The 15,150-nt window shown below is 70.4% G+C and carries 11 protein-coding genes; 9 read left to right on the top strand and 2 right to left on the bottom strand.

Features of this window, described 5'->3' with window-relative positions:
- Window positions 1-515 precede the first annotated feature (515 nt).
- From tatC to V6B97_RS09175, 6 genes are all read left to right on the top strand, one after another.
- Window positions 516-1,319 carry a twin-arginine translocase subunit TatC gene (tatC, locus tag V6B97_RS17430; RefSeq protein WP_442935477.1) on the top strand — a complete coding sequence of 268 codons (804 nt, stop codon included), beginning with the start codon at window positions 516-518 and terminating at the stop codon, window positions 1,317-1,319.
- 60 nt (window positions 1,320-1,379) lie between these two features.
- Entirely contained in the window at window positions 1,380-1,970 is a 591-nt protein-coding gene (gene hisB, locus V6B97_RS09195) for an imidazoleglycerol-phosphate dehydratase HisB (protein WP_333506207.1), read from the top strand.
- Window positions 1,970-2,641 (top strand): hypothetical protein, encoded by a 672-nt coding sequence (locus tag V6B97_RS09190; RefSeq protein WP_333506206.1) that lies wholly within the window; start codon window positions 1,970-1,972, stop codon window positions 2,639-2,641. Before hisB ends, V6B97_RS09190 begins: the two co-directional genes overlap by 1 nt.
- Window positions 2,638-3,369 carry a 1-(5-phosphoribosyl)-5-[(5-phosphoribosylamino)methylideneamino]imidazole-4-carboxamide isomerase gene (gene hisA, locus V6B97_RS09185; protein WP_333506204.1) on the top strand — a complete coding sequence of 244 codons (732 nt, stop codon included), beginning with the start codon at window positions 2,638-2,640 and terminating at the stop codon, window positions 3,367-3,369. Before V6B97_RS09190 ends, hisA begins: the two co-directional genes overlap by 4 nt.
- A gap of 1,172 nt (window positions 3,370-4,541) precedes the next feature.
- Window positions 4,542-6,353 carry a YcaO-like family protein gene (locus V6B97_RS09180; protein ID WP_333506203.1) on the top strand — a complete coding sequence of 604 codons (1,812 nt, stop codon included), beginning with the start codon at window positions 4,542-4,544 and terminating at the stop codon, window positions 6,351-6,353.
- Between the two features lie 181 nt (window positions 6,354-6,534).
- Window positions 6,535-8,169: a gamma-glutamyltransferase family protein gene (locus tag V6B97_RS09175; RefSeq protein ID WP_333506202.1), complete on the top strand. Its 1,635-nt coding sequence runs from the start codon at window positions 6,535-6,537 to the stop codon at window positions 8,167-8,169.
- Window positions 8,170-8,190: 21 nt separating this feature from the next.
- On the opposite strand, the gene V6B97_RS09170 is transcribed toward V6B97_RS09175, so the two are convergent.
- Window positions 8,191-8,733 carry a hypothetical protein gene (locus tag V6B97_RS09170; protein WP_333506201.1) on the bottom strand — a complete coding sequence of 181 codons (543 nt, stop codon included), beginning with the start codon at window positions 8,731-8,733 and terminating at the stop codon, window positions 8,191-8,193.
- 167 nt (window positions 8,734-8,900) lie between these two features.
- Between V6B97_RS09170 and V6B97_RS09165 the strand changes: the two genes are divergently transcribed.
- Together V6B97_RS09165 and V6B97_RS09160 are read left to right on the top strand one after the other, a co-directional pair.
- Window positions 8,901-9,908, top strand: a complete 1,008-nt coding sequence (locus tag V6B97_RS09165) for a Cache 3/Cache 2 fusion domain-containing protein (protein ID WP_333506200.1) — start codon at window positions 8,901-8,903, stop codon at window positions 9,906-9,908.
- A gap of 5 nt (window positions 9,909-9,913) precedes the next feature.
- Complete coding sequence (locus V6B97_RS09160; RefSeq protein WP_333506199.1) at window positions 9,914-10,276, top strand: hypothetical protein; 363 nt, start codon at window positions 9,914-9,916, stop codon at window positions 10,274-10,276.
- A 521-nt stretch (window positions 10,277-10,797) separates the two neighbouring features.
- Here the strand turns inward: V6B97_RS09160 and V6B97_RS09155 are convergent.
- The gene (locus tag V6B97_RS09155) at window positions 10,798-11,622 is read right to left on the bottom strand and encodes a nitroreductase family protein (protein WP_333506198.1); all 825 of its coding nucleotides are present in this window, start codon (window positions 11,620-11,622) and stop codon (window positions 10,798-10,800) included.
- Between the two features lie 158 nt (window positions 11,623-11,780).
- On the opposite strand from V6B97_RS09155, the gene V6B97_RS09150 reads away from it, so the two are divergent.
- Window positions 11,781-15,080 carry a hypothetical protein gene (locus V6B97_RS09150; protein WP_333506197.1) on the top strand — a complete coding sequence of 1,100 codons (3,300 nt, stop codon included), beginning with the start codon at window positions 11,781-11,783 and terminating at the stop codon, window positions 15,078-15,080.
- Window positions 15,081-15,150: the final 70 nt, after the last annotated feature.

Raw genomic sequence — 15,150 nt, 5'->3', positions numbered from 1 at the left:
GCGATCCCAACGCCTACGACCCGGACGCCGCCGAACGCAACGCCTGCGAACTGGACGCCATCGACGCCTGCGAGCGGAAGCCCGCGTGGCAGTCGGACCCCGATGCCGGGCTGGCGTACGCTTCGTGCGGCGCCATCGAGGAAACAGCTGCGACCCCGGCGCCTTCCGACGCGCCAGCCAGCGATGCTCCCGACGCCGGACAGGCGGAATCCGCTTCGGCGGAAGCCGAATCCGGCGAATCCCGCTCCGTCGAGGACGTGATCGCCGCAGCCGTGCTGCCCGACTACGAGCCGGACGGCTCCGACGCCGCCCCCGTTGCCGGTACGGACGCCAGTGGGGGCACCGGTCAGGACGGCTCCGACGCCCCGCCCCCGAATGACACGGACGACACGGACGACACGGACGAAGCCGCCGCCACGGAAACCGCCGTGGTGTCCGCCCCCCCGCGCGACCTCAGCGAGGCCGTGGACCGCGCCGGCAAGGAAGAGGAAGCCGCCGCCGAAGGCGGCCGCTCCATGACCCTGCTGGACCATCTTTCCGAACTGCGCGTGCGCCTGGTGCGCTGCCTCATCGCGCTGACCGTGGGCTTCTTCGCCTGCTACGGTTTTGCCGAAGAGCTGTTCAACTACCTGATGATTCCCCTGACCCGGGCGCTGCCGTCCGGGGCCAAGCTGATCTACACCGCGCTGCCCGAGGCGTTCTTCGTCTACATGCAGGTGGCGCTGGTGGCCGGGGCCTTTCTGGCCAGCCCGTACCTGTTCTACCAGATCTGGGCGTTCATCGCGCCCGGCCTGTACGACGAGGAAAAGCGCCACATCATCCCCATCGCCGGGGCGTCGGCGCTGTTCTTCGTGGCGGGCGCGGCGTTCTGCTATTTCCAGGTGTTCCCCTACGCCTTCGAGTTCTTCGTGGGCTTCGCCACGGACACCATCGCGCCCATGCCCAAGCTGGACGAGTACCTCGGCTTTACCCTGAAGATGCTGCTGGCCTTCGGGCTCATCTTCGAAATGCCGCTGTTCGCGTTCTTCCTGTCGCGGCTCGGCCTCGTCACCGCGCAGTGGATGCGCAAGACCCGCAAGTACGCCATCCTCGCCATCTTCATCGTGGCCGCCATTCTCACCCCGCCGGATGTTTTCTCGCAGTTGATGATGGCGGCGCCCATGCTTGTGCTGTATGAAATAAGCATCCTCGTGGCCGCCGTGTTCGGCAAGAAGAAGCCCGGCGCGGACGAAGAGGACGAAGAGGACGAAGGCGCGGCAGAAGAAGAGGACGGCGACGCCGAAAAGCCCGGCCCCGACAAGGTCGTGCAGGGCGACTAGCCCCGCGCCGCGGCACACAACGGTCCACACATGAACCACGCACCCCGGAAGGAGCCCGAGATGAGCCAGCGCAGCGCCGCCGTGTTCCGCGAAACCAAGGAGACCTCCATCCGCCTCGACCTCGTGGTGGACGGGCAGGGCCTTGTCAACGTGCACACCGGGTTCGGCATGGCGGACCACGTCATCACCCTGGCCGCGTTCTGGGCCGGGTTCGACCTTACCCTGTCCTGCACCGGCGACCTGCACATCGACGCCCACCACACCGTGGAGGACGTGGGCCTGTGCCTGGGCCAGGCCCTGGCCGAGGCCCTGGGCGAACGGGCGGGCATAGCCCGCGTGGGTTTTGCCCGCGTGCCCATGGACGAGGCCCTGGCCGACGTGTGCATCGACATCTCCGGCCGCCCGTGGCTTGAATGGCGCGGGGACGACCTGTTGCCGCCCGTCGTCGCCGGGCAGGAGCGCGACCTGTGGCGCGAGTTCCTGAAGGCGTTCGCGTCGGCCGCCCGCATGAACCTGCACGTCTCGTTCCTGTACGGCAGGAACGGTCACCACCTGCTGGAATCCGCCGCCAAGGGGCTGGGACTTGCCCTGCGGCAGGCGGTGCGCCGTGACCGCGAGACGCTGCTCAGCACCAAAGGGAGCCTAGACTGATGCGTACCCATCGCGGTTTCATCGCCTTCCCGGTGTCGGGCGCGCTGCTCGCGCTGCTCGTCCTCACCCTGCTCGCCGTGCTGCCCGGCTGCTCGCAGCGCCAGCGCGGCCCGGCCCCGCTGCCCGACGCCACCATCGGCGTGGCGGCCTTCACCCAGCCCACGGCCATGGCCGACCTGCTGGCCGGGTACATCCCCGAGGACCAGCAGAAGGTGGAGGAAGAAACCTTCGCCGACCTCGACCGTGCCTTCGGCGACATCCTGCGCGGCGAAACCAAGCGGGTGTACAGCTTTGCCGCCACCAAGCCCTCGCTGTCGACCCAGGCGGGCGGGCGCACCGGCGGTCGGCCCCAGGCGCTGGCCTACTGGGTCGAAGTGGGCCGCCAGGCCGACGTGGACTTCCTGCTGGTGCCCCAGGTCATCGACCTGCGCGAACGCCAGGGCGGCGACATGGGCGTCACCGAGTCCGCCAGCATCATGATGGACGTGTTCCTCATCGACGTAAGGGGCGGCACCCTGGTCAAGCGCTCCAACTACGACGAAAAACAGATGGGCCTCGCGGACAACCTGCTGGAAGTGGGCAAGTTCGTGGGGCGCAAGGGCAAGTGGCTGTCCGCCCTTGACCTGGCCAGGGAAGGGATGCGCAAGGCCGTCAAGGAGTTCGGTCTGTGATCCTTTTCCCCGCCGTGGACATCAAGGACGGCCGTTGCGTGCGGCTGCGGCAGGGCCGCGCCGACGCCGAGACCGTGTTTTCCGACGACCCGGCCGCCATGGCCCGCCACTGGCAGGACCAGGGCGCCAAATGGCTGCACGTCATCGACCTGGACGGGGCCTTCAGCGGCATGCCCGCCAACTTCGACTTGATCCGTCGCATCTGCGCCGACCTTTCCGTGCCGGTGCAGCTTGGCGGCGGCATCCGCGACGAGGCCACGGCCACGGCCTACCTCGACGCCGGGGTGGAACGGCTGATCATCGGCACCGTGGCCCTGGAGGAACCGGACCTGTACGCCCGCCTGTGCGCGGCCTTTCCGGGGCGCATCGGCGTCTCGCTGGACGCCGAGGGCGGCAGGCTGAAGACCAAGGGCTGGGTGGCCGATTCCGGCCTGACCGTGGACGACGCGCTGCCCCGCCTGCTGGACGCGGGCGCCGCCTTCGTCATCTACACCGACATCGACCGCGACGGCATGCAGACCGGGGTGAACCTGGCCGCGCTGGAACGGCTGGCGGGCATGTGCCCGGTGCCGGTCATCGCGGCGGGCGGCGTGGCCACGCTGGAGGACGTGCGGGCATTGTATCCGCTGACGCTGACCACCAGCGTGGAGGGGGCCGTCACCGGCCGGGCGATTTATACCGGCACCCTCGACCTGCACGCGGCCATGGAGTGGATTGCGGCGCAGTAGGTGGGGGAGCGCGCGGGGGAACGCACGCACGCGAGAGAGAGAGTGGAATTGGATTGGGTAGTTGAGCGAGGGGGCTGCGGAAACGCGGCCCCCTTTTCGTTATGCCTCCGGCGGGTTGGGATGGGTTGTACGAGGTTGAGCACGGCTTCTACGAAGACAGTCCAGCCCTGTTGACCACGCTCGATTTCGTTATGCCTCCGGCGGGCAAGGGGCCATTGAACGATGGCCCCTTGCATCCCCGCGTTCCAGGGGCTCCGCCCCTTGGAACCCCGTGTTTTCACGCACCGCATTCCCATCGTCGCCAGCTTCCCTCCGGCGCAGGACGCCTTCGGGTGATCTGGCGCCTGGAATGCGATGTGCGCATGGCTCCCGATGGCATGGCACAACGAGGGTGCCTTTACCTTCACCCTCGCCGCGACGCATGTGCCGCCGTCAAAGCCCGGCGTCACACGCTTCTACGCACGAGACGTTTCCTTTGAACACCACATGAAAGTCCAACCGTATCCCCCACGCCCCATACATCCAAAACGTCCGCCGTCGCAAAGCCTCCGGCGACGATTTCCGGCTACGGATACGTATCGCCGCACACAGGTTTTCCGCGCCTCTAACCTGCCAACATGATAAAATAGTGAACGTCATCACTCAGGCAAGAACTGGGCAGCAATTCATATCAGACGCACCTGTGCGTCCTGCAAGGCACCAAGCTCCCCAGACAAAGCGCAACATCCGCGCGGATTGCGCCCGCAGCCGGAAATCGCCGCCGGAGGCTTTGCGACGGCGGAAGCTCCGGCGTTGCGGGTGCACCGCAAACCGCGCAACGGCAAGGGCACAACCCGGACCTTTGCCAAGACGACGAGAGATATGTGCACATTCGCATTCCGCCGGGCAGATCTCCCAAGGCGCGCCAGCGCCGCAGGGAAGCTGCCCGGCACAGGAATGCGGTGCAAGAAACGCTGGGGGTCCAGGGGAGGCGAAGCCCCCCTGGAGCGCGGGGTTGCAAGGGGCCGCCGCTCAGCGGCCCCTTGCCCGCCGGAGGCATAACGAAATCGGACGTGGGCAACAGGACGCGACTGTCTTCGTAGAAGCCGGGTGCAACAGTACACTCCCCATCCCCCCTTCCCCCCTGCCTCCCCATACGCTATGCCATCCCCACGCACACTCACGGAGGACCCATGCCCAACGCCACCACTCCCGACACCACAACCCACGACAATACCGCCGCCACGCGGCCGTCCCCCCTCCCCACCCTGCACTACCGCTACACGCACACCTCCACGGAGGCCACCACCGGCTACTTCGCCTGCGAGCCCCCGGCGGACATGACCTTCGAGCAGGGCCTGGACCGGCTGGAGGCCGCGCCCCTGGACGAATTCCTGCACAGCCATCTGCTGCGCCTCGCCGCCGTGTTCACCCCGGAGCGCATGGCCTCCCTGCTGGACGCCCTCGACCCGGCCGCCCGGCCCGCCACCGCCGCCCTGCTGCGCGAGGCATGCCTGCTGAACCCCGACCTTGCCGACCTCGTCCGCCTGGCGGATCCGGCCTCCGCGCCGGAAGCCCTTGCCTCCATCGAGGCCGCCACCCCGCACATCGCCCTGCGCTGGCATGCCCAGCCCGACCGCGACCTGCACCGCGCCTGGTGCGAGGTGTTCCGCGACAACATGCACCACCACCGCATGCTGCCGCAGCTCGAGGACATGGACATCCCGCCGCTGTACGACCCGGCGGAAATCCTGGACGGCCCGGAACGCCCGGTGGCCACCGCCGCCGACATCCGCGCCCTGCTGGTCATGGAGCCCGCCGAATCCGCCCCCTGGCAACGCCCCCCGTCGCACGAGACGGCGTCCCTCGCGCTGGAACGGCTGGTGGAAAACGGCATCATCGCCGGGGTGGAGATGCGCCACGAGGCATCCCTTTCCCCCATCGCCCTGCTGCGCCGCTGGAATGTGGACATGACCGTGCGCTGCGGCGCGCTGGACTACACCCTGAAGGGCGAGGGCACCACCTACGGCCGGGGCCTGTCCCTGGCCGACGCGCGCGCCTCCTACGCCATGGAGATGGTGGAGCGCGCCTCGTCCTACGTCTCCGTTGGTGAGGTCGGCGAGATTGGGGGCCAACTTCACGTGCTCGACCGGGCCACCCCGCAGCCGCTGCTCCGCGCCCGCCTGTCCGAACTGCTGGCCGATGGCCGCGAAGTGCTGGCCCCGCAGGCCATCCCGCTGGAGGCCCCCTACCAGGACCAGCCCCTGTACTGGCTCACCGGCCACACCCCCGACGACGCGGGCGGCATGCGGCCCGTGCTGGTGCCCGCGCAGATGGCCTATCTGTTTTGCAACCTTGACGAAATCGCGCTGTTCTCGGCTTCCGGCTCCACCGGGCTGGCCACCGGCAACATCATGGCCGAGGCCAAGGTGGCCGCGCTCACCGAAATCCTCGAGCGCGACGCCGAAGCCACCATGCCCTACGACCGCTCGCAGTGCTTCCGCCTGATCACCGACGACGCGCGGTTGCAGGCCCTGCTGGACGACTACGCCGCGCGCGGCATTCACATCCAGTTCCAGGACCTGACCACCGAGTTCGGCGTGCCCTGCTACAAGTGCTTCGTGGTGGGGCCGCGCGGGCAGGTGGCGCGCGGCACCGGCGCGGGCCTTTCCGGCCGCCGGGCCGTGCTCTCCGCCATGACCGAGACCCCCTTCCCCTACCCCAACGGCGGCCCCTCCGGCCCCGGCGTGCGCGGTCTGCCCGAACGCAGGCTGGAAGACCTGCCCGACCTGACCCTGGAATCGCCCCAGCGCAACCTGGCGCTGCTGGAAACCCTGTTCGCCGTCAACCGCATGGCCCCCGTGTACGTAGACCTCACCCACGCCGACCTGGAATTCCCCGTGGTCAAGGCGCTGGTGCCCGGCCTGGAATCCACCGCCGACTTCGATGCCTGGTCGCGCATGAGCCGCCGGTTGTTCCGTAATTATCTGAGGTTGAGAGGGTAAGAAAATCGGGGGAAAGGGGAGGAACTTTTCAAAGTTCCTCCCCTTTCCCCCGGACCCCCATTCCCCTCCGCAAACTTTTCGATAGTGGGCGCATCGCCCTGGCAGCGGTGTTGCGGACAACGCGGTAAAACTGCCATCCTCCCTCACACGTCGCTGACGCAAACCACCAAGGAGCCCGGTCATGCTGCACACGCCGCGCGCCCGCAGGGGCATGGTCGTCACCCCGCATCACCTCGCCTCGCAGGCCGGTCTCGCCATCCTGCGCGAAGGCGGCAACGCCGTGGAGGCCGTGGTGGCGGCCGCCGCCACCTTGTGCGCGGTCTATCCGCACATGACCGGCCTTGGCGGCGACGGCTTCTGGCTCATTCACCAGCCCGGCGCGCCCGCGCCCGTGGGCATCGACGCCAGCGGACGTTCCGGCGCGGCCGTGACGCCGGACCTGTTGCGAAAAGCGGGTCACACGGACGCAGTGCCCCGGCGCGGCCCGCTGGCCGCCATCACCGTGGCCGGGGCCGTATCCGGCTGGGCGGCGGCGCTGGACCACGCCCGCGCGTGGGGTCCGGCCCTGCCCCTGCCGCGCCTGCTGGAGGAGGCGGAATGGCACGCCCGGCACGGCTTCGCCGTCACCGCCGGGCACCACGCGCTGGTGCGCGCCCACCAGGAATCGCTGGCCGCCCAGCCCGGCTTTGCCGCGCAGTTCCTGCCCGGCGGCGCCTGCCCCCCGGAAGGAAGCACCCTGCGCCTGCCCGCGTTGGCCGATACCCTGCGCACGCTGGGCAGGCAGGGGCTGGACGATTTCTACCGGGGCCAGGTGGCCGCCGCCATGGCCGCCGACCTTGCCCACGCGGGCTCGCCGCTCACGGCGGCGGACCTCGCGGAACACCGGGCGTCGCTGGTGGCCCCGCTGTCCCTGCGCCTGCCGCAGGGCCAGGTGTTCAACCTGCCCCCGCCGTCGCAGGGGGTGGCCTCGCTGTGCATTCTCGGCATCTTCGAGCGGTTGCTGGACGCAGGCGCGGGCATCGATCCGGAAGTCTTCGCCCCGGACACGTTCGCCCATGTCCACGCCATCGTCGAGGCCACCAAGCGCGCCTTCCGCATGCGCGACGGTCTGGTGGGCGACCCGGACCACCTGCCCTACCCCCCCGCCGAGGCCCTGCGGGCCGACCGGCTGGACGCCCTGGCCCGCGACGTGGACATGGCCCGCGCCCTGCCGTGGCCCGCGCCGCCCTCCGGCGGCGATACGGTGTGGCTGGGCGCGGTGGACGCCCAGGGCCGCGCAGTCAGTTGCATCCAGAGCATCTTTTTCGAATTCGGCTCCGGCGTGGTGCTGCCGCGCACCGGCATCACCTGGCAGAACCGGGGCTGCGGGTTCAGCCTGCGCGCCGACAGCCCTGCCGCGCTTGCTCCCCGCCGCAAGCCCTTCCACACCCTGAACCCGGCCCTGGCCCTGCTGGCCGACGGCCGGGTCATGCCCTACGGCACCATGGGCGGCGAAGGCCAGCCCCAGACCCAGGCCGCCGTGTTCACCCGCCACGTGGTCTTCGGCCAGCCGCTGCAACGGGCCGTCAGCGCGCCGCGCTGGCTGCTCGGCAAGACATGGGGAGACGGTGGGGGCGACGACGCCGTGGCCCTGCGGCTGGAGGGCCGCTTCGACCCCGCCGTGGCCGACGCGCTGCGCGCGGCCGGGCACCCCGTGCGCATGGTGGGGGACTACGACCCGGTCATGGGCCACGCCGGGGCCATCGTGCACCACCCGGACGGCATGCTGGAAGGCGCGGCCGACCCGCGCGGCGACGGCGGCGTGGCGGCGTGGTAGCGCCTGCCAAGGACCGTTTGCCTACCCCACCCCAAGGTTCTCGCACACGTTGACCACCAACTGCTCCGGCGACCTTCCGTCCGGCAGCAGAAAGTGCAGCACGCCCATGCACAGGGTTTCCAGTTCCAGCGCATCGCGGCAGAACTTCTCCCCGGCCTCGCCGGAAAGGCCCAGTTCGGCGGCCAGCCGCACCGGGTTGGTCATCATGTAGAACACCCGCGCCCCGTCGCGCAGGCAGGCCCGCAGTTGTTCGTCGCGCACGGCGGATACCGGGGCCGCCAGCACCAGGCCCGTGCGGCAGCACAGTTCGGTCACCACCCCGGGCGCGGCGTCGTCTTCCGGCGCCGCGGCCTGCATGCCGAAGCGCTCCGCCACCAGTTCCGCCAGCCGCCGCCTGCCGCTGCCCGGCAGTCCCAGGATCACGATGCGCTCCGCCGCCGGGTCGAAGGACGGCCTGCGCCCCGCGCGCGACACGGTCATCGCCGCGTCGGCCTCGCCCACTTCCTGCTTGCGCATGACGAATCCCGAGGTGTCGAACCTGTCCTTTCCTTCGCTTCCGCTCATCCCGCCCTCCTATCATCATGTATCATGTTAATTTTGGCGTCATTCCGATCAATACTCGTGAACACTCGCCACGCCAGACACACTCGGTCACACTCGGGCCGCTTTCCGGCCACGCGCCGTCCACACGCGGTGCCGCCTTGCGGCCGCCAGCCCTGGGGGGGGATTCCATGTTCCAGCGGATGCGTTTCAGCACCAAATTCTATCTGGGCAGCGCCGCCATCGTCGCAAGCACCGTGGCGTTCATGGCCATCGTGCTCACCATCGTCGTCAGGGGCGACCTGGTGGACCTCGGGCAGCTCAACCTGAAGTCCGCCACGGACAATCTTGTCTCCACCATCGAGATGCAGCATTCCATCACGCAGGAAAAGGTCACCTCCGACCTCACGCTGTTCGAATCCCAACTGCTGGCTGACGGCCCGCTCATGGTGCGCAGGAACGACGTACAGAAGGTGGACGTGGTCAACCAGGTCACCCGGCAGAAGAAAACGGTCGAACTGCCCGGCCTGTACCAGTATTCCCTGCTGGGCCGCAAACCCATGCGCGACAACAGCGAGGTGGTGGACCGCGTGCAGCGGATGGCGGGCGGGGCCGCCACCCTGTTCCAGGTGCTGCCCGGCAAGCTGGTGCGCATCGCCACCAACGTGCGCACGGCGGACGGCCAGCGCGCCGTGGGCACCTACATCCCCGAGGACAGCCCGGTCTACAAGGCGGTCCTGCGCGGCGAAACCTACACCGGCCGCGCCTTCGTGGTGAACGACTGGTACATCACCGCCTACAGGCCCGTGCGCGACGAGGACGGCGCCATCATCACCGTGCTGTTCGTGGGCCGCGTCATCCGCACGCCGCAACTGGCCGAAATGCTGGACAAGGTGCGCGTGGCGGGCGCGGGCTACGCCTTCGTCTACGATGCCTCGGGCATGATTCTCCATCATCCCGCGCTGCGCGGCAAGACGCTGGAAGAGGCGGGCATCGCCGCCTTCTTCAAGGACGTGAAGGAAGGCCCCGTCGAATACGCCATGGACGGCGTGCCCCTGCGCGCCTACGTGCGCCACTTCGAACCGTGGGACTGGCGCGTGGCCGTGCGCATGACCCGCTCGGGAATGGTGCACGGGCTGGATACGCACCTCTTGCAGAGCGCCGCCGTCATCGCCGTGGTGGCGCTGGGCGTGGCCTGATCTTCGTGTTCGGGCTGCTGCGCACCGTGTCGCGCCCGCTGGGCGCCCTGCGCCGCTTCACGGCCGAGGTGGCCAAGGGCAACTACGACGCCCGCAACGTGGGCCGGTCGGCCGAGCTGGCCGGTGCCTCGGGGCAGACGTTGCAGCACATCGTCACCATCGCCGTGACCACGGCGGACCGGGTGCGGGCCATCGCCACCGCCGCGTCCCAGCAGTCGGCCGCCAGCGAGGAGATCAGCCGCGCCACCGGCGAGGTGGACCGCATCTCCGGCGAGACCGTGGACGCCATGCGCGAGGCCGCCCGGGCCGTGGCCGCGCTGGCGGAGCAGGCGGAGGCGCTGCGCGCCGTCATGGCCCGCATGCGCTGACAAACGGCGGGCCTTGGCCGCGACCGCTGCGTCAAACGGCCCCGGCGCTCGGGTCATGTACCGAAGACGTACACTCCCTTCGCGCCGGGGCCGCTTTCCTTGCGTGCCGGGCCAACTGTATCGCCCCTGCACGAAATACCGGGACGCACCTCGCGGCATCGCCGTTTTCCTTGTCCTCGGACAACATCGCTCCGCCTGCCGGCCATGCCTGAAGGCAGATGAAAAGGACACTTCCCCCTATCTTCCTAAAGACAACCGCCCCGGCCGGAACTTCCGGTCGGGGCGGTCTTCTTCTTCCCTTCTTCCAACCGTACATCACTTCACTGCCTCCTGCCCGCGCGCAGCGTGCGGCGAGGGCAAGGAAGATGTTGTTTCCGCGAGGGGAGTGTACGTCTTCGGTACATGACCCGAGCGGAAACAACATCTGACGCAGTCATCGCCCGCGATCCGCGCGGGCAACAGAGCGGAAACGGCGTTTGACGCCACCATCGCCCGCGATCCGCGCGGGCAGCACGCGGGGGCTACTTCCAGGTGATCGGGAGCGGCCTCCGCCACGGAATCCGCCTGTACCGATACCTGGCATGCCCCAGCATCTGCGCACCGTGCACCCGCTCGTCATCGCCAAGGCCCAGCAGGTCGCGCAGAGGCTGGTAAGCGTTGGCCGCGTAAGTGAAGTAGCCGCCCCAGCAGGCGCCCACGCCGTGGGCGTGGGCGGCCAGTTCCAGATAGCTGAGCGCGATGGCCGAATCCACGGCGGGCCAGGTGGCGGCGCTGTCGCAGCAGGCCACGGCGATGTGCGGCGCGCCGCGCAGCACCAGGTCCACGCCCTTGCGCCACCCGGCGATGAGCCCGGCGACGTTGTGGCGCTTGGCCGTTTCCGGGTCGTGCTCGCGCAGGTACAGCATCCAGTCGATGATCATGGTGGCGATTTCGCGGGTGCGGGCGGGGTCTTCCACCATCACCCAGCGCACCGGCTGGCGGTGGCTGGCGGTGGGAGCCCAGCGCACCGTGTCCATGATCCGGGCCAGCACGTCGTGCTCCACCGGCTGCTCCCTGAAGGTGCGGATGGAACGGCGACCGCGCAGGAACTGTTCCGCCGCATCGACGGTGACGGCCAGTTCGCGGCGCACCGGGGTGAACTCCTCGAAGGGCATGCCCTCCAGGCGCACGGCCCCGCTCGGACAGACGGCCACGCAATGGCCGCAACGGATGCAGGCTTCTTCGGCGCCCTGGCGCATCTTGGCCACGCCCGTTTCCTTGTCGGCGATCAGGATGCGGATGGGGCATTCATCGATACAGATGTTGTCGCGCTTGCATTTTTGCGCGTCCACTTCGAAAAACGGCATGAACTTCCTCCCTGTGGTCCGTGGCCCGAATGGCCACAGATGCCGGTTTGCCCCGCTTCACGCCGCGTGTAAAGCGAAAATGGCGTGGCGCGGCCGCAATACCGCCTTTGACAGGCCCCCGTGGCCCCTGTAATGTCGGCAGGATAAAGGAGACTCGCATGCCGAACCGCGCCGCGCTCCGCACCATTGCCCCCGTGCTCCGCAGTCTGCCCTTCTTCCCCCCGCAATCCGGTGCGCCGCACACCGTTCCGCACGCGCGGGACCGTTCCCCCGGCGTGGTTCACGCCACGCCCCGGACCATGCTCCAGACCGCGCCCGCCCGGCGGGCCATGCTGCTCGCGGCGCTGGTTCTCGCCCTGTTCCTGGCCGGGTGCGGCGCGCCCCCGTCCAGACAGAAATCCCTGTTGCTGCCGCAGGGTCCCTCCATCACCCGCGCGGACCCCGGCTACATGCAATGGCTGGAAAAACAGTCGCTGCTGGGCGCGGGTTCGGAACTTTCCCGCGTGGTTTCCGGCAGCCAGTTGGGCTGGCGCTCCCCCACCCTGCCGCCCGACCCGGACAACCTGCTGCGCGCCGCCGATACCTGGGTGCTGGTGCACCCCATGGCGCTCATCGCCGACGGCACCCCCTCGGCCTTCACCATCCTGTCCCAGCCCCGCGCGCAGGAAGCGCTGCGCCGCGCGGGCGCGCGCGGGCTGTACGTCACCCCCTCGGGCGGGGCCGGGGCCATCTGGGCCTACGACCGCAGCGCCACCCTGACCGGCGACGACACCATCCAGCACGGCTTTTCCGAGGCGGCGGGCACGGACGACGAATACATCCGCCTGCGCCGCCTGGCCGACAACAGCCGCCTGCTGCTGGGCACCGACATCATCCCCGCCGCCACCGGCATGGGGCCGGACTTCTTCCTGGCCGCGCGCAACGTGCGCGACTACCCCGGCGCGTACTGCCTGGTGGAGATTCCGCGCGACCTGTGGCCGTACATGCCCGCCAGCGAATCGGAATGGCAGGCCCGCCCGCTCACCCGCGCCCAGCACGATCTGCTGGCCGAAAAGGGGCTGCTGCCCGCCGCGCTCTCGCGCGACATGCTGTCGTGGGCGCGGCCCGGCGGCTGGGCAATCACCGGCGAGGTGCGCGGGGCCGACGGCACCCTGCGCCGCTGGGTTTACCGCCATGCCGGGCGGTTCGACATGCCCGTGCTGCACTGGGACGACCCCTCGGCCGCGGCCCGGCGCATCCTGTCCTCCAGCATCATCCAGCAGATCGGCCTGCGCGGCGTGGCCCTGACCGGCTTCCGGGTGGAGCCGCTGGCCGGGCTCGACCCGCTGCCCCGCGCCGCCCACGGCGACCCCGGCCACGCCCCGGCCCTGGAGCCCGCGCCCACCGCCGCCCTGTCACTGGGACGCGAGGCGCGCCGCTACGGCGGGTGGGCCTGGCAGCGCGACCGGCTGCCCCTGCCACTGCTGGCCCGCACCCTGCACGAATCGGCCGACGTGGCCGAGGATACCGTCACCAGCCCCACGGCGGAACACGCCCTGCTCACCGGCGACGCGCGCCCCCTGCGCGCCCTGCTGGACGACGCCCTGCGCCTTGGCGTCGACATGCGCCGCCTGGTGCACGCCACCCCCGGCCCGGACGGCGTGGACTACGCCCTGCCGCAACTGGCTCCCGGCATGCTGCCGCCCGGCGCGGCGGCGGGCGCGGCAACCCTTGCGGACGACATGCGCTCGGCCATGCGGACGCGCGCGGCCCTGTGGGCGTCCACCATGCCGCTGGGCGGCGCGGGCGACGTGCTGCCCGTCACCGGCGCGGGACTCGCGGCCCTTGGCGCGGGCTTCGGCCATACCGAGGCGGCCAGGGTCGACGCCCGCGACGAAATCCGCAGGGGGCACCTGGCCCTGGTCTTCTTCAAGGCCATGCAGCCGGGCCTGCTGGTGCTGCACGGGCAGGATCTGGCCGGCGCGCTGCCGCTGGACTGGCACAGCATGTCCGATTCCGAGGAGCGCTGGGACCCGGCGCTGGCCCCACGCGGCGCGTACGCCCTGTACCGCACCGCCCGCACTACCGTACTGACCAGACAGGGCATGCCCCGCGCCCCGGTGGCCTACCCTTCGCCCGACGAGCAGTTGCACGACCCGAATTCGTTCCTCAACGGGGTGCACGCCATCACCGCCATGCGCGAACGCACCGGCATCGCGGCCGGGCGCGTGGCCGCCCGCCTGCGCACGCAGGGGCGCGGCAGCGTGGCCCTGGCCGTGGAACTGCCCGGCGGGCGCGGCATGATGGTGGCCGTCACCAACTTCGGGCGCGAGGCCGTGACCGAACGCCTGGACATGGCCGCCACGCCGAAGCTGCTGGAACTGTTCGGCTCGGGCAACCCCGCCGTGGATCTGGAGGAAGGCGCGCCGGTGCCGCTGGAAGGCGGCCGCATGGTGCTGCACCTTGGCCCGTGGGAAACCCGCGCCATCCTGGTGGGGCGCGACGCCAAGGCCATCGGCGCGGCAACGGCGGCGGAACAGCCCAAGGGTCCGTTCGCGCCCGCGCGGGACGCCACCCCCATGCCCGCGGCCCCGCCCCCGGCGCCGGTAAAGCCGGTGACTCCGCCCCCGGCCCCCGCGCCCGTGCCGGAACTGACCATCCACATCGCGCCGCCCGCCGGGGCCGAGGTCACCCCCGCGCCCGCCACGACGCAGGACGCCGCCATTGATGGCGTGCCCACCGGGACGGCAGGTGCGGGTGAACATCCGGCCGAACTGCCCGGCGAGCCTGCCCCCGCCACGCCGGAAACGCATGTTCCGGCCTCCGCCGTACCGGAAGCGACGGGCGTCACGCCGTCCGTGGACATGACGCCCACGGAGCAGGTACCCTTGCCCCCCGCCAGCGAACCGGCCCCGCTCGAACCGGTGGCCCCCGCGCAGGCCGCCCCCGGCGTGGTGCCCGACGTGTTCCCCGGCGTGGTGCCCGATGTGCCCCCCGATGTACCCCACGGTGTGCCAGACGACACAGCCGGGGAAGTGCGCGGACCAGTCACCGCTCCGGAAGTTCCGGCCCTGCCGGAACCGGTGGCCGCGCCCCCGGTGGCCGCTCCGGTGATACCCGCCACTCCGGAAGCGGCGGAACCGGCCCCGCAAGTGGAGTCCGCCGCACCGGCCCCGGCCGACGATATGCCCATGGAACCGGCGGTGGCCCCGGCCGATTCCCCGGACAGCGGCGCGGTGCCGTACAAACCGGTACGCCGCACCGCGCCGGAAACCCTGGACGGCCCCATTCGGCTCGACGCTCCGCCGGACGCCCCGGCGGATGTCCCGTCCACCTACAAGGCCCCCCTGCGGGTGGCCCCGGAAACCCTGGACGCGCCCATCACGGTGCCTCCGCTGCCCACGGCCCCGGCGTCGCCCGCCGATCCGGCGTCGCCCGCCGATCCGGCCGCCACGGAGCCCGGCACCGTCACGCCGTAGGCCAGCCGACCGCAACGGCACCCGCCCATCGCCCCCATCGACGATGGCGCCGGGCGTCATATCCGCGCGG

Origin of the sequence: Nitratidesulfovibrio sp. 1201_IL3209 (assembly GCF_036763125.1) — a bacterium.
In the GTDB taxonomy this organism is placed as follows: domain Bacteria; phylum Desulfobacterota; class Desulfovibrionia; order Desulfovibrionales; family Desulfovibrionaceae; genus Cupidesulfovibrio.
Note: the sequence above shows the minus strand (reverse complement) of the source record. Positions and strands in the feature narration are given on the sequence as shown.

Coding starts and splice junctions, on each gene's coding strand:
- tatC (WP_442935477.1), top strand. CDS start 516: ATGACCCTGCTGGACCATCTTTCCGAACTGCGCGTGCGCCTGGTGCGC.
- hisB (WP_333506207.1), top strand. CDS start 1,380: ATGAGCCAGCGCAGCGCCGCCGTGTTCCGCGAAACCAAGGAGACCTCC.
- V6B97_RS09190 (WP_333506206.1), top strand. CDS start 1,970: ATGCGTACCCATCGCGGTTTCATCGCCTTCCCGGTGTCGGGCGCGCTG.
- V6B97_RS09180 (WP_333506203.1), top strand. CDS start 4,542: ATGCCCAACGCCACCACTCCCGACACCACAACCCACGACAATACCGCC.
- V6B97_RS09175 (WP_333506202.1), top strand. CDS start 6,535: ATGCTGCACACGCCGCGCGCCCGCAGGGGCATGGTCGTCACCCCGCAT.
- V6B97_RS09170 (WP_333506201.1), bottom strand. CDS start 8,733: ATGAGCGGAAGCGAAGGAAAGGACAGGTTCGACACCTCGGGATTCGTC.
- V6B97_RS09165 (WP_333506200.1), top strand. CDS start 8,901: ATGTTCCAGCGGATGCGTTTCAGCACCAAATTCTATCTGGGCAGCGCC.
- V6B97_RS09155 (WP_333506198.1), bottom strand. CDS start 11,622: ATGCCGTTTTTCGAAGTGGACGCGCAAAAATGCAAGCGCGACAACATC.
- V6B97_RS09150 (WP_333506197.1), top strand. CDS start 11,781: ATGCCGAACCGCGCCGCGCTCCGCACCATTGCCCCCGTGCTCCGCAGT.